At 60.7% G+C, this 20195-nt stretch carries 14 protein-coding genes and 1 other RNA gene; all 15 read right to left on the bottom strand.

What is annotated here, in order from left to right; all coding sequences use genetic code 11:
* Positions 1–355 precede the first annotated feature (355 nt).
* The 15 genes from recR to CS390_RS07860 all read right to left on the bottom strand — a co-directional run bounded on the left by recR (position 356) and on the right by CS390_RS07860 (position 20151).
* On the bottom strand, positions 356–958 hold the full coding sequence (gene recR / locus CS390_RS07930; protein ID WP_065760962.1) for a recombination mediator RecR: 603 nt from the start codon (positions 956–958) through the stop codon (positions 356–358).
* A 98-nt stretch (positions 959–1056) separates the two neighbouring features.
* Complete coding sequence (locus CS390_RS07925) at positions 1057–1785, bottom strand: pilus assembly protein (protein ID WP_065760961.1); 729 nt, start codon at positions 1783–1785, stop codon at positions 1057–1059.
* Between the two features lie 206 nt (positions 1786–1991).
* On the bottom strand, positions 1992–2450 hold the full coding sequence (locus CS390_RS07920; protein WP_099773973.1) for a CS1 type fimbrial major subunit: 459 nt from the start codon (positions 2448–2450) through the stop codon (positions 1992–1994).
* A 100-nt stretch (positions 2451–2550) separates the two neighbouring features.
* Positions 2551–3291, bottom strand: coding sequence for a molecular chaperone (locus tag CS390_RS07915; protein ID WP_256587581.1), 741 nt, complete (start codon positions 3289–3291; stop codon positions 2551–2553).
* A 39-nt stretch (positions 3292–3330) separates the two neighbouring features.
* A complete protein-coding gene (locus CS390_RS24920; protein WP_145991823.1) occupies positions 3331–4545 on the bottom strand; it encodes a hypothetical protein in 1215 nt (404 codons plus the stop codon).
* Positions 4546–4576: 31 nt separating this feature from the next.
* The gene (locus tag CS390_RS07905) at positions 4577–7114 is read right to left on the bottom strand and encodes a CS1-pili formation C-terminal domain-containing protein (protein WP_099773971.1); all 2538 of its coding nucleotides are present in this window, start codon (positions 7112–7114) and stop codon (positions 4577–4579) included.
* A 169-nt stretch (positions 7115–7283) separates the two neighbouring features.
* Positions 7284–7748: a CS1 type fimbrial major subunit gene (locus CS390_RS07900; protein WP_099773970.1), complete on the bottom strand. Its 465-nt coding sequence runs from the start codon at positions 7746–7748 to the stop codon at positions 7284–7286.
* A 931-nt stretch (positions 7749–8679) separates the two neighbouring features.
* Positions 8680–9147, bottom strand: coding sequence for a CS1 type fimbrial major subunit (locus CS390_RS07895; RefSeq protein WP_065760957.1), 468 nt, complete (start codon positions 9145–9147; stop codon positions 8680–8682).
* Positions 9148–9438: 291 nt separating this feature from the next.
* Positions 9439–9765, bottom strand: a complete 327-nt coding sequence (locus CS390_RS07890) for a YbaB/EbfC family nucleoid-associated protein (protein WP_065760970.1) — start codon at positions 9763–9765, stop codon at positions 9439–9441.
* A 70-nt stretch (positions 9766–9835) separates the two neighbouring features.
* The gene (gene dnaX / locus CS390_RS07885) at positions 9836–11905 is read right to left on the bottom strand and encodes a DNA polymerase III subunit gamma/tau (protein ID WP_099773969.1); all 2070 of its coding nucleotides are present in this window, start codon (positions 11903–11905) and stop codon (positions 9836–9838) included.
* A gap of 197 nt (positions 11906–12102) precedes the next feature.
* Positions 12103–12199: signal recognition particle sRNA small type (ffs, locus tag CS390_RS07880), an RNA gene on the bottom strand.
* Positions 12200–12310: 111 nt separating this feature from the next.
* Positions 12311–14677, bottom strand: coding sequence for an NAD-dependent DNA ligase LigA (gene ligA / locus CS390_RS07875; protein ID WP_099773968.1), 2367 nt, complete (start codon positions 14675–14677; stop codon positions 12311–12313).
* Positions 14678–14917: 240 nt separating this feature from the next.
* Entirely contained in the window at positions 14918–15796 is an 879-nt protein-coding gene (zipA, locus tag CS390_RS07870; RefSeq protein WP_065760380.1) for a cell division protein ZipA, read from the bottom strand.
* A gap of 204 nt (positions 15797–16000) precedes the next feature.
* Entirely contained in the window at positions 16001–19489 is a 3489-nt protein-coding gene (gene smc / locus CS390_RS07865) for a chromosome segregation protein SMC (RefSeq protein WP_099773967.1), read from the bottom strand.
* Positions 19490–19491: 2 nt separating this feature from the next.
* Complete coding sequence (locus tag CS390_RS07860) at positions 19492–20151, bottom strand: GntR family transcriptional regulator (protein WP_065760382.1); 660 nt, start codon at positions 20149–20151, stop codon at positions 19492–19494.
* Positions 20152–20195 lie beyond the last annotated feature (44 nt).

Raw genomic sequence — 20195 nt, 5'->3', positions numbered from 1 at the left:
GGCTTGCCTGCGATGGCGTCGGCGCGGTGTCCGCGAGTTCGCGGCGTTTGCATCGCGGGCAAGACCCGCTCCTACAGCGCGAGCCGTGTTGGAGCTGGCTTACCTGCGATGGCCTCGGTGGGGTGCCAGCGAGTTCGCGGCGTCTGTATCGCGGGCAAGACCCAATCCCACAGCTGGCGCGGGCTCTGTTGGAGCAGGCTTGCCTGCGATGGCGTCGGTGAGGTACCAGTGAGTGCGCGGCGTCCGTATCGCGGGCAAGCCCGGCTCCTACAGGTTGCGCGGGCCCTGTTGGAGCTGGCTTGCCTGCGATGGCCTCGGCGCGGTGTCTGTGAGTGCGATGCTTTTCGTGCAGCAACTAAAGCGAGATTGGTTTACGCCCGGCGAACGAATGCGCCAAGGTACCGCCGTCGACCAGTTCCAGCTCTCCACCCAGCGGCACGCCATGGGCAATGCGCGATGCGACGACGCCTTTGTCAGCCAGCAACTGGGCGATGTAATGCGCAGTCGCCTCCCCTTCCACCGTCGGGTTGGTGGCCAGGATCACTTCACGCACGCTGCTCTGCTCGGCAATGCGGGCCATCAACTGCGGGATGCCGATAGCCTCAGGGCCCAAACCGTCGAGCGGCGACAAGTGCCCCTTGAGCACAAAGTAACGCCCCCGATAACCGGTCTGCTCCACCGCATACACGTCCATCGGCCCTTCAACCACACACAGCAGGCTGTCGTCACGACGCGGGTCGGCACATTGAGGGCAGAGCTCTTGCTCGGTCAGGGTTCGGCATTGGCGGCAATGCCCAACCCCATCCATGGCCTGGCTTAGTGCCAGCGCCAAGCGCGCACCGCCACTGCGGTCACGCTCCAGCAAGTGCAGCGCCATACGCTGCGCCGTTTTCTGGCCGACACCCGGCAAGGTACGCAAGGCGTCGATCAACTGTCGGATGAGTGGGCTGAAGCTCATGGGAAAAGGCCTGAACGCGACTAAACGCGGTTTATACCCGGCTGCCGGGGTGGCGTCAAATCCACGGCAACGCCCCCGCCACCCTGCCCAAGGGTTACCTAGCGTTCGATTTCGGTCTTTTTCTCGCCTTCGATCAGGTCGAAGGCATAGCTGCGCCCGCCGGTTTTATCGAACTCAAGCACAGCCCCTGGCAGCAAACGGTGTACAACGGCAGAGGCGCAGTTCTTGCCCTTGCTTTCACAGGCACGGAAACGGTCCAGTTCCACGGTTGCGTTACCATTGTTACGCACCACCAGCTTGCCCTGGCGCTCATCTATATCGACCTTGAACTGGGTGTTCGTTGGGCGTACGTAGAACAGCGAACCGAAACCCGCCATGACCTGCACACCGGCTTCCAGGCTGTCCTTGTAGTCCTTGGCACCGTCGGCATTCACCTCAAAGCCATCACCAACCTCAGGCACCACGGGGTTGAAGCGCAGGCGGTAGTAACGCTCGCGGTCGCGCTCACCCCGGTACAGCAAACGCACCGACTGCATGCCAGAGGCAGGGATAATCAACCGAGCGGGGCTTACCACCAGTGAGCGGCTGGCACTGTCCTGGCCATCGAGGGACACTTCACGGAACTTGCCGTCCGGCCCACGCACCAGCTCCCAGACGCTGACCTTGACGAACGCCGTGGAGGTGCCGCCATTGTAGATGCGCTTGACCTGAGTGGTCTTGGAGGCATCGAGATAATCGTTCAGGGCGCCGATGTTCAGGCGTGGCATCGCCTGGGCAGCCCAGGGTTGCAATAACAGTGCAGCGGCAATGATCAGTAGTTTTTTCATGGCATAAACCCTTGTTAATGGTATTTGGAAACAACCAACTAACCGGCATGCAATGATCCCTAACCGGCGAGGCAGATTCTTCCAAACAAACAGCCGCGGACATACCGGGCTATTCCGCTAGAGGTGTAGGACTATTCCTACCAAGGGCACTACCAAAGACACTGCCAAACCACACATCCCAAGCTCAGCGCCCGGCGCCACATCACTCACAAGGGTGTTTCAAAGATCAGATTGACAAACCCCTGATAATGCCCGGGCGCATAGGGCCCGTCAGCGGCAGAGATCTGCACCGGCATGTACGCCTGCACGCTGCTGTCGGCGGCCGAAAGCACCTCTTGAGCGATCAGGTTCAGCTCTCTGCCGTTCACCTTCACAGTGAGTGGGATTGAATCCGAACCACTGGTAATCACCGGCTGCTGGACCAGCCTGGCCTGGATGCCCCCCGAAACGCTCTTGGCGATATAGCGCTTGGTCAACGGCCGCAGGCGCTGCTGCATCACGTTATAGCTCAGCGCCTGGCTGCGCTGGTCCCAACCGCCTTCGGCCTGGACATAAAACTCCTGCGACGGAACCTGAACAATGACCTCAACCTGTTTCCGAATATCCACTGCCATTGCACTGCCCGCGACGAGCAATGCTAACGGGATAGCCAAGTACTTTTTCATATTAGGCTCGCTAAAAAATTCTCAGATACAGGCCCGACAATGCCAACGCACCTGGGCTTACCTGCCCAAGGCCGCCGCATAGCCTGCCAACAACACACACTCAGCCTTTAAGCGCGTAGGGTTTAAGGGCCTCGCCTTCGCGCAGTTCGAACTGGTACGTGCGCCCGGCCTGCTTGGTGAACTCACGCACCTTCCCGGGCCGCACATGGTAGGTATACGGGGCAGTACACTGCTCGCCCTTGCTGTCACAGTCCTTGAACGACTCCAACACCACCGACGCCGTACCGTTGTTACGCACCCGGAACATACGCGGCTGGTCATCCAGCACCGTGGCATAGCGGACGTTACGCGGTGCCACCAGCAGTACCGTGCCAAAGCCCTTGAGCACACTGACGTCCGCCGCAAGGGTTTTCTGGTACTGGGCGGCTTCTTCCTTGCTCAGGGCAAACTCATCCTCGCCTTTGGGCAACACCGGCTTGAAGCGCAGGCGAAAGTAGCGCTCCACCGTCCGGTCACCGCGAAACAGCAGGCGTACGTTCTGCATGCCCTGGGCCGGAATGATCAACCGCGAAGGCGTTGCCACCAGCGCCCGTTGCCCGCTGTCCTGGCCATCCAGCGGGGTTTCCTTGACCTTATCGTCGTGGTCGAAATGCATCTCGGCCACCGACACGCTGACAAAGGCCGTTGAGCTGCCGATGTTGTTCAAGCGCTTTTGCATCGTGCTGCGCTCTGCGCCCAGGTAGTCATACAACGTGCCGACGTAAAGCTCGGGCATGGCCTGCGCCACACAGGCCTGGCCAAGCAGCAGCGCTGCCCACAACTGACGTTTGATCATTGCCATTACGCTCCTCTTGAGCCGCCTCACCTCGCACCCCAGGTGCTAGAGCAAGGCATCGAACACCACCGTGACATTCCCACGGTACGTGTCTCCCGGGTGTTGCACCATCGCTGCCGCTTCACCAGGGGCCGTCGCAAAATGTAGCGCCCCGGGCTGGTTGAACACCGGCGTCACCGTCTCGACACGCAGCGGCATCGTGCGCCCGGTCGGGATCGGGTGGCGCTCTACCGCCTGGCCGTTATGGAGCTGAAGCCCCCCGGGCAGCGACATTTTTATATCCAACGCAGCAATGTGATTATTGCGGGGGTTTCGAACACCACATAAGAGGCCGACTGGGTACTCACATTCCATAAAAACAGACATCGGCCCGGTTTTGGTAATCCGGAACGGCAGGTCGCGCACCAACTTCTCGGGCGCAGGCCCGCCATTCAGCCAGCGCATCCAGCCACCTGGCGGCTCGAGGATCACCTTGTCGGAGTTGGCCGGGAACTGCAGTTCGAAGGCGTGTTGTACATCGAGTACAAAGTTAAGTGTCACGGTAGAAGGCGGGTTGCCCGAGACGCCATTACCCAGGCCAATATCCCCTGGCTGCCCGTTGCTGCCAACACTGAATTGAATTTGCCCCTCATAGATACCGGCACCCATGGCAAGGGGGTTGGGTGTCGTCAGCGTATAGCCGATAGAAAACTCAGTAACCGGCGAGTTTACTTCCCCTCCCGCAGGCCCCCAATCAGATGTTGAGTGGCATGGCGTCGGATTCTCAGGATTATTTACACGCCAAAGCAAGCGCCCCCAAGCAGCATTACCGTTCACAACAATATAAGTACACCCCCCAGATATATAGGGAGTGTAGACTGGCGAAGGAAGCTCAGCAGTACCTCCATCGACACGGGCACTAAAATTAGTTACTGAGAAATTCAACGCATGCGTTTCACTGGAAGCAGTATTTCTAACTTGAAAGTCTACTGCCCCAGGCAGAGAAACATAGAATTGATCTAACATATCAGGCGCAAGCCTGAAATTTTTCTTAACATAATCAATACCCAGCCCTACCGAATAATTATCGGCCGAACACTCAGGCCTGTGCGGCCAAGCATTACAAAATCCACTAATAGGTGTCGTATTCTTAAACCGCGTATTCGTAGTAGAAGGCCGATACTCCGCCGTAATCGTCACCTCGGATGCCAACGCGGCCTCGGCGCCCCCCAGCAAGGCCAGCGAAAGCGCCGCCAGGCGCATTGTTTTCATCGGTTTCATACCGACCTCTCCATCGTCGTTGTCGTCAAGGTTAGCCACGCTTGGCGCTTGGCGCCTTGGCGGGCTCTGCCGCTGCCAGCCGCTCGGGCGTGCAGGTCTGGTCGCCGACCAGCAACACATCGTGCTCACGCTCGTAGCGGTCTTTGTCCAGGCGCAGGAAGCACTGCTGGCCACCTTTGTGCCGCACTTCCAGCGTAGGCGTGGATTCGCTCATTTCCACCGAGAAGAACCCATCGGCCTCACTGACACTGCGGCTGGCATGGTTGATCACCATCGCGCCACGCAGCGGCTCGCCGCTCTTGTCGAGCAACCGACCGATCACAGTCACGGTGCGCATGATCCGCACTTTCTGGTACGCCACACCGCCCTTGTTCAGGTGGTAGCTGGCCGAGGCCGGCTGGATTACCGCCGCAGGCGCCGCATCGCCGTTGAAGTCGAACTGCAGGTTGCCGGATTTGTACGCCGACACCGGGACCAGGTTGCGCCCCGGCTTGAGGGTGCTGGCCAAGCCCTGTTGGTCGTAAGCCTGCATTTCCAGGTCGGTGAAGTCGGACTCGACATCCACCACCATCGCCGACTGCATCAGGCCGGTGTCGCCGGTCATGGCCACAGCGCCGCCGCCAATGCCCACGGTGCTTTGCAGGTTCAGGCCGCCACTCAGTTCGTTGTTGAACGATGAGGTTTGCAGGTGGGCAGAACCGGACATCGCACGGCCCTGCAGCTCTGCACTGGAACCAACGCCCACGCCGAAGCTGTCGGCGTTGAGGGTACCGGTCACGCTGCGCAGCACGCCGTGGTCGAGTTGCTGCTGATAGCTGAGCGAGGCGTTGTGCTCGCGGCTGCCGTCACGGCCAGTGCGGCTGCCAAGGCTGCCATAGGCACGGCTGCCATCGCTGCCCAGGCTCATGGTCAGGCTGACATCGACGCCGCGGTTACGCGCCCCACCGCTGCTGGCACTGCCGGGGCGGTCGAACACCGAGAAACGCCAGGTCGCATCCGAACCCATGACCATGCCACGGCGCACCCAGGACAAGTCGACACCCACACCCGAGTTGGCACCCGTGCTGTGGTTAACCCGCAGGTTGGCGCTGTTCTTGTCGTCCAGGCGCTGCTGCAGGCTGAGCGAATTCTGTTGCGTTTCACGCACTTCACGCTTGGCACGGCTGTTCAGGCGGTCTACCGAGTTACCGGTGGTGGTCTCTATCCAGGAACGGCTGTGGCTGAGGACCACGCTGCCGCCTTTGTGGGCATAGATGCTTTGCAGGTCGTAGCCATTGCCCTGGTTTTCGGTGTGATGCAGGTTACCGTACAGCTTGACGTTGTCTTTGATGTCCCAATCCAGCGAGGTGCCGTACTGCATGGCGTCGTTGACGCGCTCGGTAGAAAGCCCCAGCACGGCACGTGGGTGCAGCAGGTAGTTGGCCATCACCCCGGCGCCAAGGCTTTTGGCCCGGTCATCCTGCCAATTGCTCAACAGGTCCTGGCTTTGCCCCAGGTAGGCGTTGTAGCGCCAGCGCTGGTCCGGGTTCGACCAGTTGCGCGGCTTGTACACGAACTCTTCGCTACGCGAGGTGATCTCGCCATCTTCAATCAGGCGCACTTCCACTTCATAGATCCCCCCCGGCAGGCTGCGCGTGTCGAGGGTTTGCAGGCCTGGTTGCACGGCCTGGGTGTAAATCAACGAGCCATCACGGTACACCTCGACCGTGGCCGGGCGGTTGGGCGTGACGTAGATCGGGGTGGTGCTGGCCTGGCCGTCATTGATCACCAGGCTGTCGTTCGAGCCGAACATGAACCCTACGATGCCCTCCGGGCGACTGCCCAGGGTGTTCGGCTGACGGGTAAGCCCTTGAGCGCTCGGGGCAAAGTAGCCCAAACGGTAGAACCGGTCATCGACCAGGCGGTCGGCGTGCAGGTCACTGACCCGGTAGCGTTGCATCTGGCCGCCGGTGCCCGAACTGCGGTCCACCTGGCCACGGGCCGTGGTGGTCCACTGCCCTACACTGCCTACACCTTCCAGGGTGTAGGTGCCATGCACGTCGCGCTCACCGCCGGAAAGGTTCAACTGGTTACGCAGCAGCACGCCGTGGCTGCCCTGCTCGGGCAAGGCATGAAAACGCGCCAGGCTGGCATCACGCTCGGCGGCCTGGGTCAGAATCGACAGCTGCGAGTTGGCCAGGCTGTAATGCAGGGCCAAAAGGCCATTGGCGCATTTTTTGGTGCAATCGCCCAACGGCTGCGGTTCGTTCAAAGTGGCCAACCACTGTTGTAACACCTGCGCCGAAACCTCCGACTCGTGGGTATCGGTGTACTCAAGCAGTTGAACCTTCTCGTCACGGCTGAGTACCAGCATGGCTTCTGCCATGAAACGGCCGTCGAGGTCGACCCGTACGGCCAGGGGTACATCAAAGAAATGATCACGAAACTCCGCCGGCAGGCCCTGGGCCTGGGTCAGCAGCGAGATTGCGCTCGAGGGCTGCTGGTTGGCCTGAGCCGTACCCAGCCCAATGCTCAATGCACCGGCAAGTGCAAGCGCTAACAAACTTTTGGCGTACGGAAAAGTTGTCATGATCATCTCTCGGGCAATAAGTCCCCGGCTCGCGCAAAAACAAGCGCGAACAATTAAAGATGGGGAGGTTTAAACGGGAAAAGCGCAACAGCAGCCTGGGGGCACGAAGGGGAACACAATACCCCCAGGCATTCAAACTAGAGACGGTGTAGCGGTTACAGCTAGAACATCAAGGATCCGGAGTTTCAAACGTCATATTGATAGTGCCGCTGTAGTTACCAGGCTGATATGGACCGGGCTGGGCAGCAACTTTGAACCCCACGATCGATTCTGTAGCGGCAGCGGTAGCCGGGATAACTTCCGCACTGGTAGTAGTCAGTCTGATGCCGTTAAACTCAACATCAAGGAGAATGGCGTCTGCGCCGCTGTTGATTTGCGGCACACCGTCGAGTTTGGCGCTAATGGCACCCGTGGTGCTCTTGGCAACATAACGCTGCTGGACTGGCGTCAAAGTTTGCGTAACTGCGTTATAAGGCAATGCTTGAGGGGCAGTATCCCAACCCGTGTCGGCCTCAACATAGAATGCATCGGTTGGAATATTAGCAGTGATATCAACCGTCTTGCTTTTCGTATCAACAGCAAAGGCGCTGCCAGCAACGAGCATGGCGAAAGGAACAACCAGGAACTTCTTCATATGAACTCCACAGGGAATTTCGAGAAACAATGGGTTTGATGCAATCGACAGCCTTACATAAGCAAGTTTCTGTCTATGGCTTACAGCGCTATCTGTCAGACATTCATCACTGCTAACCAATGCGCACAGTATGGCGATTGCTTTACACGCAAGATGTAGGTACTAAGCTCAGAAAATGTAGGAATATTCTTACTAAAGCCCGCGATAAGCGCATAAGCCGTGACTACACCTTTGTAGGAGCAGGCCTTGCCTACGATAGGATCAGTGGGGTATCAGCACGCACGCAGCGCCTGCCACACTTGTTGGCAACACGGTCACTCTGTAGGAGCAAGGCTTGCCTGCGATGGCTTCGGTGGGGTCTCAGCGAGTACGCGGCGCTTGCATCGCGGGCAAGCCCGGCTCCTACAGGCTAGCGCGGGCTCTGTTGGAGCTGGCTTGCCTGCGATGGCTTCGGTGGGGTGCCAGCGAGTTCGCGGCGTTTGCATCGCGGGCAAGCCCGGCTCCTACAGGCTGGCGCGGGGCCTGTTGGAGCTGGCTTGCCTGCGATGGCTTCGGTGGGGTGCCAGTGAGTTCGTGGTGCCTGCATCGCGGGCAAGCCCGGCTCCTACAGGCTGGCGCGGGCTCTGTTGGAGCTGGCTTGCCTGCGATGGCTTCGGTGGGGTTTCAGTGAGTGCGCGGCGTTTGCATCGCGGGCAAGACCCGCTCCTACAGCTGGCGCGGGGCCTGTTGGAGCTGGCTTGCCTGCGATAGCGTCGGCGGGGTGTCAGTGAGTGCGCGGCGTTTGCATCGCGGGCAAGACCCGCTCCTACAGGATGCAGGCTTGCCTGCGATGGCTTCGGTGGGGTGCCGTAGACCTAAACGAAAAAACCTGGGGTTCGCACTGCATCAAGTGCGAACCCCAGGTTTGTCAGAAGCGCTATATGCTGCGCAATCAGCGCGAAACAAGCGGTGTTTCAAAGGTCATGTTGACCATGCCCGAGTAACTACCCGGCGCATAAGGGCCCGCCTGGGCAGAGATTTCGATCGGAATGAACACCTGGTTGCCCCTTTGACTCTCAGGCACCACAATCTTGGCGGTATTGTCCAGATCAACCCCATTGATGCTGACATTAAGGTTGATTGCATCGGCGCCACTATTCATCTGGGCCGGGCCTTCAAGCCGGGCCTCAATGGCCCCGGTGGTGCTCTTGGCAATCAGGCGCTGAACGACGGGCCTCAGCGTTTCGGTTACCACGTTGTAGCTCAACTCTTGCACCCGAGTATCCCAGCCGTTTTCAGCCACAACATAAAACGCAGCGGCCGGAATATGGGCAATGACTTCGACTTGCTTGCGAACGGTGTTACTGGCAAAAACGCTACCGGCAGCGAGCATGGCGAACGGGATGATCCAGTATTTCATGATATGCACCTTTGATAATGTACGAATTCAAGCGGTTAGTAAGGCTTAACAGAAACGCCAACCGGCGCCCCCTGTTCATGGCCTGCAGCGCTATCATTCAGATCGCAGTCGCTGCCAACCAATGCGCACATTATCGACATCCTTCCGCCCTGCTTATGTAGGCGCAGAGCTCGAAGGACGTAGGAATTTTCCTCATGATTTTCAATTTCGCATCATTTACCTACAAGCAATCTCTAATGTTCAGACAAAAAAATGCCAGGCATAGGCCTGGCATTTTTTACGACTGATGCCTTAGAACGGCATTTTGAAGCCCGGCGGCAGTTGCATGCCGGCGGTCATGCTGCCCATTTTGTCCTGGCTGTTCTGCTCGACCTTGCGTACCGCGTCGTTGACGGCGGCAGCGATCAGGTCTTCGAGGACTTCCTTGTCTTCCTGCATCAGGCTGTCGTCGATGCTGATGCGCTTGACGTCGTGACGCCCGGTCATCACCACGCTGACCAGGCCTGCACCGGATTGACCGGTCACTTCAGCATTGGCCAGTTCTTCCTGCATCTTGGCCATTTTTTCCTGCATCTGCTGTGCCTGCTTCATCAGGCCGGCCATGCCACCTTTCATCATGGGGATCACCTCAAGTATCACATTACGGAATACGGCCAGGAGCACGCTCCAGGCCGTCAGTGTCATTCAGTTACTCGCTTTGGCCAACCAAAGCGTCCACAGGTTCAATAGTATCCTCACGCACCACGGCACCGAACTGCTGGATCATCTGCTGGATGAACGGATCAGCATGAATTGACGCTTCAGCATCACGCTGGCGCTCGGCACGGCGACGCGCAGCGGCCTGGGCCGGGGTTTCCTGCTGGGGCTGGATCAGTTCAATGACCAGGTTGATGTTGCGCCCCAGGTGCTGGTTCAGCGCGTCGTTAAGGCGACGTTGCTGGGTGGCGTTGAACAACGCGCCCTGCCCTGGGTCCAGATGCAGCAGCCAATTGTCGCCCTCGGCGGCCATCAGGGTGCAGTTGGCGGCGATATTGCCGGTCATGCCGGAAACCGGCAACGCAGGGAACATTTCCAACCATTGCAGCGCAAGCCCGGTGGCCGGCTGGGCTGCCGGCAAGACTACCGGTTCAGGCTCGGCAACGGCGGGCACCATTTCGCTGGCCAGTTCGTCCAGGTAGCTGTAGCCCATTGGGTCCAGCTCAGGTTCGTAGTAATCCTCGTCCAGCGGCGGCTCGTCGTCACGCTCCATGCCCGCCGGGCTGTAGCTGGCATCATCATGCGGTGGTGGCGCTTCCCGCACCGGCGCGGCTACTGAAACAACAGGCTGTGCCGCCTCGACCACGTCCGCTTCAGCGACTGGCTCTGGCTCTGGCTCTGGCTCTGGCTCTGGCTCTGGCTCTACAGCAGGCTGCGCCATGGGCGGGTCGTTCCACGGCAGATCGATCTCGGCCTCAGCCGGTGCCGACACAACGGGAGCGGGTTCTGCAACCGGCTCAGGCTCAGGCTCAGCCGGCAAGACCGGCAAGACCGGCACAGGGGCTGGTGACTCGACCACGGCCACGGGCGCCTGTACCGGCGGCATAGCGGTGGCCGCAGCCACTGCTACCGTGGAATCAGCTGTGGCCTGGCTGATCCCCAGTGGCTTTAGCGTTGGCCTAGGTGCGTCCGGGGTATCGGCCGGACGGAAGGCCAGCATCCGCAACAGCACCATCTCGAAACCACTGCGCGGGTCGGGTGCCAGCGGCAGGTCACGGCGGCCAATCAGGCCCATCTGGTAGTAAAACTGCACATCTTCGGCAGGCAGTGCCTGCGCCAGTGCCAGCACGCGTTCGCGGTCACCCTGGCCGTTATCGACCGCCTCGGGCAAGGCCTGGGCAATGGCCACGCGGTGCAGCACATTGAGCATTTCAGCAAGCACACCGCTCCAGTCCGGGCCCTGTTCGGCCAATTGCCGAACCGCCTCGAGCAATGCCCTGGCATCGCCCTCAAGCAGTGCCTGGAGCACTCCGTAGACCTGACCGTGGTCAAGGGTACCGAGCATCGCCCGGACATCGGCGGCCAACACCTTGCCTTCACCAAAGGCGATGGCCTGGTCGGTCAGGCTCATGGCGTCGCGCATCGAACCGTCGGCGGCGCGACCGAGCAGCCACAGCGCATCGTCTTCAAACGGTACGTTCTCGACACCCAGCACATGGCTCAGGTGTTCGACGACGCGCTCCGGGGTCATGTTTTTCAGCGAGAACTGCAGGCAGCGCGACAGGATCGTGGCCGGCAGTTTCTGCGGATCGGTGGTGGCGAGGATGAACTTGACGTAAGGCGGCGGCTCTTCCAGCGTCTTGAGCAAGGCGTTGAACGAGTGGCTGGAGAGCATGTGGACTTCGTCGATCAGGTAGACCTTGAAGCGCCCACGGCTAGGGGCGTACTGCACGTTGTCGAGCAGCTCGCGGGTGTCCTCGACCTTGGTCCGGCTGGCGGCGTCGATTTCGATCAGGTCGACAAAACGCCCTTCGTCGATCTCCCGGCAGACTGAACAGGTGCCGCACGGGGTCGAGGTGATGCCGGTTTCGCAGTTAACGCATTTGGCAATAATGCGCGCGATGGTGGTCTTGCCCACACCCCGGGTACCGGTAAACAGGTAGGCGTGGTGCAGGCGCTGGTTGTCCAGCGCGTTGATGAGGGCCTTGAGCACATGGGTCTGGCCGACCATTTCGCGGAACGAGCGCGGACGCCATTTACGTGCAAGAACCTGATAACTCATCGAAAACCGTCGCGATCCAGAAGCTGAAGAGGGCTAATGCTAGCGGAGCGGGGGCAAAATTGCATCCGGTGTCGTCTACGCTGTGCAAGAGGACAGGCAGCAGGCGGCTCAATCGTCGAAAAGCAGACCGCTCACACAGCAAAAGCGCTGTCTGAGAGAGGAAATATAAGGAGGGGGGACTTTCTAAATGGAGGCGACCCCACCAGCCACACCCCGGCACACGATGTTCCCGCTATGGCTGCTCCCTTCCGGGCCTGACCAGGTTGACGGGTAATCGTTGCGGGGGGACCGATGGGGCCACCACTACGCAGCTCATCAAGCGACGAGCCGCGCCATTGTACCGGTCTTGCGCCAAGTTACAACCTCTGCCTCAAGAAAAAACCAACGTTTCTCAAGGACTTGGCTTCATGCCTCGATGCCGTGGCTGGCGAGAAAGACGACAAAGGCGTCCTCATCCATCACCTGAAGGCCCAGTTCATTGGCCTTGGCCAGCTTGGAACCTGCGCCGGGGCCGGCGACCACGCAGTGGGTCTTGGCCGAGACCGAGCCGGCAACCTTGGCGCCCAGCCCTTCCAGCTTGACCTTGGCCACGTCGCGGCTCATGCGCTCCAGGGTACCGGTGAGCACCCAGGTCTGGCCGGCCAGCGGCAAGCCTTCGGCGACTTTTTTCTCACTGGCCCAGTGCATGCCGAACTCAGACAATTGCGCCTCGATGGCAAGCGCCTGGGCTACGTTGTCCGGTACAGCGAAAAATTCACGCAAGCCCTGCTTGGCCTTTTCGTTAAGGCCTTTCATGACGCTCAGTTCGAGCCAGTCGCGGCTCAGCGCAATCACCTGCTCGAGGCTGCCGGCTTTTTCGGCCAGGTTCCTGGCGCCGGTCGCGGCAATGCCCGGGATGTTCAGTTTTTCGATGAGGCCTGCCAGGGTGGTGCTGGCAGCGAATTCGGCATGCACCTCGCCTTCATCCTGCAAGGCGATGCCGGCGCCGAGCAATTGGTTGATGACCGCCTGGTTGTGGGCGTCGCCAAAGAAACTGTGGATCTCATGGGCCACTTCCAGGCCGATGTCCGGCAGGTAGGTCAGCACTTGAGGCAACGCCACCCTCACCCGCGCCAGCGAACCCAGGGAGCGCGCCAGCACCTTGGCGGTTTCTTCGCCGACATCAGGAATACCCAAGGCATAAATGAACCGCGCCAACGCTGGCTGTTTGCTCTGCTCGATGGCCGCCAGCAGGTTCTTGCTGGACAACTCAGCAAAGCCTTCCAGGTCGACGATCTGTTCGAAGGTCAGGCTGTAGAGATCGGCAGGCGAACGGATCAGGCCTTCGTCGACCAGTTGCTCGACGCTTTTCTCACCCAGCCCGTCGATGTCCATGGCGCGGCGCGAGACGTAATGGATGATCGCCTGCTTGACCTGCGCGGCACACGCCAGGCGCCCGACACAGCGGTAGACGGCGCCCTCGCTGACGGTTTCCTTGCCCTTGCTGCGCTTGACCAGCTGGGTACGCTCGACGTGCGAACCACACACCGGGCAGGTGTGCGGAATATGAACCGGGCGTGCATCTGCCGGGCGCCGTTCCAGCACCACCTGCATGACCTGAGGGATCACGTCGCCAGCACGGCGGATGATCACCGTGTCACCGATCCGCAAGCCCAGCCGGTCGACTTCGTCCATGTTGTGCAAGGTCGCGTTGGCTACCGTGACCCCGGCGACCTTCACCGGCTTCAGGCGCGCCACTGGCGTCACCGCGCCGGTACGGCCCACCTGAAATTCCACGTCGAGTACTTCGGTCAGCTCTTCCATGGCCGGAAACTTGTGGGCAATCGCCCAACGCGGCTCACGCGCGCGAAAACCCAACTCGCGCTGATAGGCAAGGCTGTTGACCTTGAACACCACGCCGTCGATTTCATAGGGCAGGTCATTGCGGCGACGGCCGATGTCGCGGTAGTAGTCCAGGCATTGCGCCACGCCCACGGCCAGTTTCAGTTCGTGGCTGATCGGCAAGCCCCAGGCCTTGAGTTGCTGCAAAATGCCGACATGGGTGTCGGCAATGTCTGCCGAGACCTGCCCCAGGCCATAGCAGCAGAACTCCAGCGGCCGGCTCGCGGTGACTTTCGAGTCGAGCTGACGCAGGCTGCCTGCGGCGGCGTTACGCGGGTTGGCGAAGGTTTTGCCGCCGTTTTCGATCTGGCAGGCGTTCAACCGATCGAAGCCCGCCTTGGACATGAACACTTCACCGCGCACCTCCAAAACGGCCGGCCACCCTGCCCCCTCTAGCTTGAGCGGAATGTTGCGCACGGTACGCACGTTGACACTGATGTCTTCGCCGGTGGTGCCATCGCCACGGGTTGCGCCTTGCACCAGCAGGCCATCGCGATAGAGCAGGCTGACCGCCAGGCCATCGAGCTTCGGCTCGCAGCTGTACTCCACGGCCGCGCCGTCCCCGAACAGGTCGCCCGCTGGCAGCTCCAGCCCTTCGACCACCCGTCGATCGAAGTCACGCAGGTCGCCTTCCTCGAAAGCGTTACCCAGGCTCAGCATCGGTACTTCATGGCGCACCTGGCTGAAGGCCGACAGCGCTGCGCCACCGACACGCTGGGTGGGCGAGTCGGCTGTCACCAGTTCGGGGTGTTCTGCTTCCAGGGCCTGCAGTTCGCGGAACAGGCGGTCATACTCGACATCCGGAATGCTCGGGGCATCCTGCTCGTAGTAGCGCCGGTTGTGCAGCTGGAGTTCGGCACGCAGTGCGAGGATTCGGGTTTCGACGGTCATGTTCGTGTTCTCTTGCCATGCAAAAGAGCAACCCTGGCTGCCCAGGCTGCTGACACATCCCCGCTTTTCAGCGGTTTTCTCACGGTGGGAGCAGGCGTGCCTGCGATGCAGGCGCCGCGAATTCACGGGCACCCCATCGATCGCTTCGCAGGCACGCCTGCTCCCACGAAGATCACACAGGGGGGCTGTCAGCAACCTGAGCAGCCGTGGCTGCTCCTTGAGTGTTTAGGGTGCTTGGGATCAACGCTTCTGGGTCAGTGCCCGACGCTCGAACTCGACGATGCGCTGGCGGTAGTGCTCGATGGTCTGCGCGGTCATGACGCTACGCTGGTCATCTTTGAGCTCACCATTGAGCTCGTGGGCCAGTTTGCGTGCAGCCGCCACCATCACGTCGAATGCCTGCTTCGGATGACGCGGGCCCGGCAGGCCCAGGAAGAAGCTCACTGCACGCGTGCTGAAGTGGTCGATGTCGTCCAGGTCAAATACACCTGGCTTGACTGCGTTGGCCATGGAGAACAGCACTTCGCCGTTACCGGCCATGCTTTCATGACGGTGGAAAATGTCCATTTCACCAAAACGCAAACCGCTTTCAAGAATGTTCTGCAGCAGCGCCGGGCCCTTGAAGCCGCCCTCGTCACGGGAAATCACGCTGATCACCAACACTTCTTCTACCGGTGGCAACTCTTTGCCTGCATTGGCAGCGCCAAAGCCGGTGCTTTTGGTGCGTGTTTCGTCCGGGAAGTCATCGGACGCATCGACGAACAGGTCCGGCTCACGTGGCTCAGCGGCCAGGTTCAGGTCGCCCTGCTGCGGCTCGCTGTTACGTTTGTTGCGCTTGGAAGACTTCGGCTTGCTCTCACGCTCACGTTCACGCAGCGGCGCACTCATGGACGGCAGGTCATGCTCATCCAGCTCCGGCTCCTTGTGATTGTCCAGCACACGGGAAGGCCCCAGCACATCAGGGCTGCTCTCCTCGTCAGGCAGGTTGGAGAAACTGCGATCCAGACGGAATTTCAGCTTACCCTTGCCACCACGCATACGACGCCAGCCGTCAAAAAGAATACCGGCGATGACAATAATGCCGATGACGATCAGCCACTCGCGCAGACCGATTTCCATGTAATCCCGTGCCTCTGTAAAAAATGCTGATAAATAAAGGGCTTAAAGCCCTTTAAAACGTGGCGCCAACTCTATGTTCTGACAGGCGTTTTGCCCACGCGTAATAAAAATTGCCATTAAGCTAGCACGACCAAAGATAACTTTACACCGTCTGTCGCAACTGACAGGTCCATTAAGCGCAGGTTCACGCTTTATGGCACCCGATCAGGCGTCGACCATGGCCATCGCCTCCTCCACATCAACCGCCACCAGGCGCGAGCAACCGGGCTCGTGCATGGTCACCCCCATCAATTGATCGGCCATTTCCATGGCGATCTTGTTGTGGGTGATATAGATGAATTGCACGGTCTGGCTCATTTCTTTTACCAGCCGGGCATAACGCCCCACGTTGGCATCGTCCAGTGGTGCATCGACTTCGTCGAGCATACAGAACGGTGCCGGGTTCAACTTGAAGATCGCGAACACCAACGCCAGGGCAGTCAACGCCTTCTCCCCACCGGACAACAGGTGGATGGTGCTGTTTTTCTTCCCAGGCGGGCGCGCCATGATCGTCACCCCTGTATCGAGTAAATCTTCGCCCGTCAGTTCCAGGTAAGCGCTGCCGCCACCGAAAACTTTTGGGAAAAGTGCCTGTAAACCGGCATTTATCTGATCAAAGGTATCCTTGAAGCGATTACGGGTTTCCTTGTCGATCTTGCGGATGACGTTTTCCAGCGTCTCCAGCGCCTCGACCAGGTCGTCGTTCTGCGCGTCCAGGTAGCGCTTGCGCTCGGACTGCTGCTGGTACTCATCGATGGCCGCCAGGTTGATAGCGCCCAGGCGCTGGATACGCCCGTCGATACGCTCCAGTTCAAGCGCCGCTTCCTGCTCGCTGGCCTGCTCGGTCAGGGTTTCGAGCACGCCGTGCAGGTCATAGCCATCGGTGTGCAGTTGTTCCTGCAGGGCCTTGCGCTGAACGCTCAGCCCTTGCCATTCCATACGGTGCTGCTCAAGCTGGCCGCGCAGCAACTGGGACTGCTGCTCCGCCTGGCTGCGACGTTTCTCGGCCTCGCGCAACTCGCGGTCGGCTTCGTCCATGTGCAGGCGCGCCTGACGCATTTCGTCATCGACGCTCATGCGTTTTTCCAGCAACTCTTCGAGCTTGAGCCGCAGCTCTTCCAGCGGCGCCTCGCCCTCTTCCAGGTTCAGCGTCAACTGCTCACGCTTTTCCGTCAGCCGCTCGGACTGCAACTCGAGGCGCTCCAGCGCCTGACGCGTGGAGTCGTGCTGGGCACGCAGCGAGCCCAAACGCACCGCCAACTGGTGGGCGTGGTCCTTGTGCTGCCGCGCCTCCTGACGCACCCGGTCAAGCCGCTCGCGCAGGTTGTCGCGCTGGGCCAGCAACAGCTCACGCTGCTCGGTGTCCTGGGCCATCAGGTCAAGCGCTTCCTGCAGTTGCAAGCGCGATTCACCGAGGCTTTCGTGCTCGATGGCACGCTGCTCAAGCAGCTCGCTCAATTCCTCGTCAAGACGGCGACGGCGCAGCGCCAGCTGCTCGGCACGCGCCTTGCCCGCCGACAACTGCGCCTTGAGCTCGCCCTGCTGGCGCGCTTCGTCCTGTGCCCGGCGACGGATCTGCTCGCGACCGTCCTCCAGGCTGCGCTGTTGCTCGCGCAGCGTGAGCAGTTGCTCGTCCAGAAGCTCCAGTTCGGTCTGCAAGGCTTCGTGCTCAAGGCGCAGTTGCTCAAGCTCCTGCCCTCGGGCGAGCACCCCGCCCTCGGCATCACTGGCACGCGACACCCGCAAGAAGTGCCGCCCAACCCAATAACCGTCACGGCTGACCAGGCTCTGCCCTTCGGCCAGTTGGCCACGCAGCGCCAACGCCGCATCGAGATCTTCCACCGGGCGTACCTGCCCCAGCCACGGGGCCAGGTCGACACGGCCTTGAACCTTGTCGAGCAAACTGCCCGGCAGGCTCGTCGCAGTGCCGCGTACATCGAGCAGGCGCAATGCGCCTTGATCGAAGCTGGCCAGGTCCAGGCCGGTGAACGCATCGACCAGCACGGCCTGCAGGTCAGCGCCCAGCACGGTCTCGACCGCCAGTTCCCAGCCCGGCTCGACGCGCAAGCCCTCGGCCAGTCGCGGACGCTGCGCCAGGCCCTGCGCCTGCAACCAGCGAGCGGTGCCGCTGCCCGGGTCCAGCGCGGCCTGCTGCAAGGCTTCCAGCGAGGCCAGACGACCACCCAGGCGCTGCAACTCGCCCTGGGTTTGCTGCTGAGCGCTGCCAACCTGCTGCAACTGTTCGCGCAGCGCCTCAAGCCGCTCGACGGCCTGCTGCTCTTCCAGTTGCAGGTCTTCAAGGAGCAGTTCACTGCTGGCCAATTGCTCGCCCAGCTCCAGTATCGCCGCGTCTTCAGGGTCGGCACTGAGCTGGTCACGCTCCTCGCCCAGTTTGCGCTGACGCTCGGCCAGACGCTCCAGGCTGTGTTCCAACTGTTGAATGCGCGACTGCTGCACTTCGGCCTGACGGCGCGGCTCGGCCGAACGGGTATTGAAGCTGTCCCACTGCTCCTGCCAGCCATGCATGGTGCCTTCGGCTTCTTCCAGCGTCGCGGCAGACTCTTCGGCAGCAGCCAGGGTCATTTCCTGCTCGGGCTCGAGCATTTCCAGCTCTTCAGCCAGGGTTGCCAGCAACGTGCGGTCATGCCCCAGGTGCGACTCGGTTTCCTGACGCGAACGCTCGGCCTCCTTGAGGTCGTCCTGCAATTGGCGCAAGCGCTGCTGGCCATGCTGGATGCTCTGCTCGACCCGGGCGATATCACCGCCCACCGAATAGAAGCGCCCCTGAACCAGGTTGAACCGTTCAGACAGCTCATGGTGACCGTCACGCAGGCGCTCAATACTGGCATCGGCATTGCGCTGTTCCGCGACCAATGCCTCGAAGGCCACTTCCTGATCGCCGATGATCGCTTCACGCTGGCCCACCTGATCGTTCAGTGCGCGCCAGCGCAGTGCCGCCAGTTGCGCCTTGAGCTGGCGCTCCTCGGCCTTGTATTCCTTGTACTTCTCGGCAGCCTGGGCCTGGCGGTGCAAGCGCTCAAGCTGGCGCTCAAGCTCTTCGCGCAGGTCGGTCAGGCGCTCGAGGTTTTCATGGGTACGGCGAATGCGGTTCTCGGTTTCGCGGCGGCGCTCTTTGTACTTGGAGATACCGGCGGCTTCTTCGATGAAGTTGCGCAGCTCTTCGGGCTTGGCTTCGATCAGCTTGGAGATCATGCCCTGCTCGATGATCGAGTAGCTGCGTGGCCCCAGGCCGGTGCCGAGAAAGATATCGGTAATGTCACGGCGCCGGCATTTGGTGCCATTGAGGAAATAGGTGTTCTGGGCGTCTCGGGTGACCTTGCGGCGAATGGAGATCTCCGCATAGGCGGCGTACTCGCCGACCAAGGTGTTGTCGCTGTTGTCGAAGACCAGCTCGATACTCGCCTGGCTGACCGGCTTGCGGCTGGTCGAACCATTGAAGATGACATCGGTCATCGACTCGCCACGCAGGTTCTTGGCCGAGCTTTCGCCCATCACCCAACGCACCGCGTCGATGATGTTGGACTTGCCACAGCCATTGGGCCCGACAACGGCCGCCATGTTGCTGGGGAAGTTGACGGTGGTCGGGTCGACGAAGGACTTGAACCCGGCCAGGCGAATGCACTTGAGGCGCATGCTCAGGCAGGTACCAGCGCCGTCAGCACAAGGTCGCAACTGCGCTGACAATACTCGACCAGCACACTGCGGATGCGCGGCAGGTCACGTGCAACCACGGCCTCGAGCAATTGCGCGAACAGCACCAGGAAGTCATCCATTTCGGCCTTGCGCTGATCCAGCGCCAGGTAATACGTGCGACTCATGGCCGGCTGCAGGTTTTCGACGGTTTCCTGCAGGTAAGGGTTGTTGGCAAACGGATAGGCCGCGCGCATTACCGCGAAGCTGTCTTCAACGAATGCCTTGATGTCCTTGCGCTCGCAGGCAGCGCGCAAACGCTGCTGAATGACCAGAAACGGAGCAAGCTCGGTGTCGCTGCGCAGGTGCGTGGCAACGGCATTGCCCAACAGGATGTACAGCTCGCTCATCAGCGTGCAGAGGCTGCGTACATTGTGCTCGTTTAGCTCGGTAACGTGCGCGCCGCGACGCGGCAGGATCGTGACCAGATGCCGGCGTTCGAGAATCAGCAGCGCCTCACGCACGGAGCCGCGGCTGACATTCAGCGCCTGGGTGACCTTCAGCTCCTGGATACGCTCGGCGGGTTTGAGCTCGCCGCGAATGATCCGCTCGGCCAGGTAATGGGCAATTTGCTCGGAGAGGCTGTCCGGCGCCTTGAACGTCATGGTTTTCCTTCAAACTCTTTGAACGGTGCACAAGGGCGGGATTG

The organism is Pseudomonas sp. HLS-6 (genome assembly GCF_002753995.1).
Taxonomy (GTDB): domain Bacteria; phylum Pseudomonadota; class Gammaproteobacteria; order Pseudomonadales; family Pseudomonadaceae; genus Aquipseudomonas; species Aquipseudomonas defluvii.
Note: the sequence above shows the minus strand (reverse complement) of the source record. Positions and strands in the feature narration are given on the sequence as shown.

What these genes read in the sequence shown, in the direction of transcription:
- CS390_RS07860 (WP_065760382.1), bottom strand. Translation starts at nt 20,151, where the DNA reads ATGACGTTCAAGGCGCCGGACAGCCTCTCCGAGCAAATTGCCCATTAC.
- CS390_RS07895 (WP_065760957.1), bottom strand. Translation starts at nt 9,147, where the DNA reads ATGAAATACTGGATCATCCCGTTCGCCATGCTCGCTGCCGGTAGCGTT.
- dnaX (WP_099773969.1), bottom strand. Translation starts at nt 11,905, where the DNA reads ATGAGTTATCAGGTTCTTGCACGTAAATGGCGTCCGCGCTCGTTCCGC.
- CS390_RS24920 (WP_145991823.1), bottom strand. Translation starts at nt 4,545, where the DNA reads ATGAAACCGATGAAAACAATGCGCCTGGCGGCGCTTTCGCTGGCCTTG.
- smc (WP_099773967.1), bottom strand. Translation starts at nt 19,489, where the DNA reads ATGCGCCTCAAGTGCATTCGCCTGGCCGGGTTCAAGTCCTTCGTCGAC.
- CS390_RS07915 (WP_256587581.1), bottom strand. Translation starts at nt 3,291, where the DNA reads ATGGCAATGATCAAACGTCAGTTGTGGGCAGCGCTGCTGCTTGGCCAG.
- recR (WP_065760962.1), bottom strand. Translation starts at nt 958, where the DNA reads ATGAGCTTCAGCCCACTCATCCGACAGTTGATCGACGCCTTGCGTACC.
- CS390_RS07905 (WP_099773971.1), bottom strand. Translation starts at nt 7,114, where the DNA reads ATGACAACTTTTCCGTACGCCAAAAGTTTGTTAGCGCTTGCACTTGCC.
- CS390_RS07925 (WP_065760961.1), bottom strand. Translation starts at nt 1,785, where the DNA reads ATGAAAAAACTACTGATCATTGCCGCTGCACTGTTATTGCAACCCTGG.
- CS390_RS07890 (WP_065760970.1), bottom strand. Translation starts at nt 9,765, where the DNA reads ATGATGAAAGGTGGCATGGCCGGCCTGATGAAGCAGGCACAGCAGATG.
- zipA (WP_065760380.1), bottom strand. Translation starts at nt 15,796, where the DNA reads ATGGAAATCGGTCTGCGCGAGTGGCTGATCGTCATCGGCATTATTGTC.
- CS390_RS07900 (WP_099773970.1), bottom strand. Translation starts at nt 7,748, where the DNA reads ATGAAGAAGTTCCTGGTTGTTCCTTTCGCCATGCTCGTTGCTGGCAGC.
- CS390_RS07920 (WP_099773973.1), bottom strand. Translation starts at nt 2,450, where the DNA reads ATGAAAAAGTACTTGGCTATCCCGTTAGCATTGCTCGTCGCGGGCAGT.
- ligA (WP_099773968.1), bottom strand. Translation starts at nt 14,677, where the DNA reads ATGACCGTCGAAACCCGAATCCTCGCACTGCGTGCCGAACTCCAGCTG.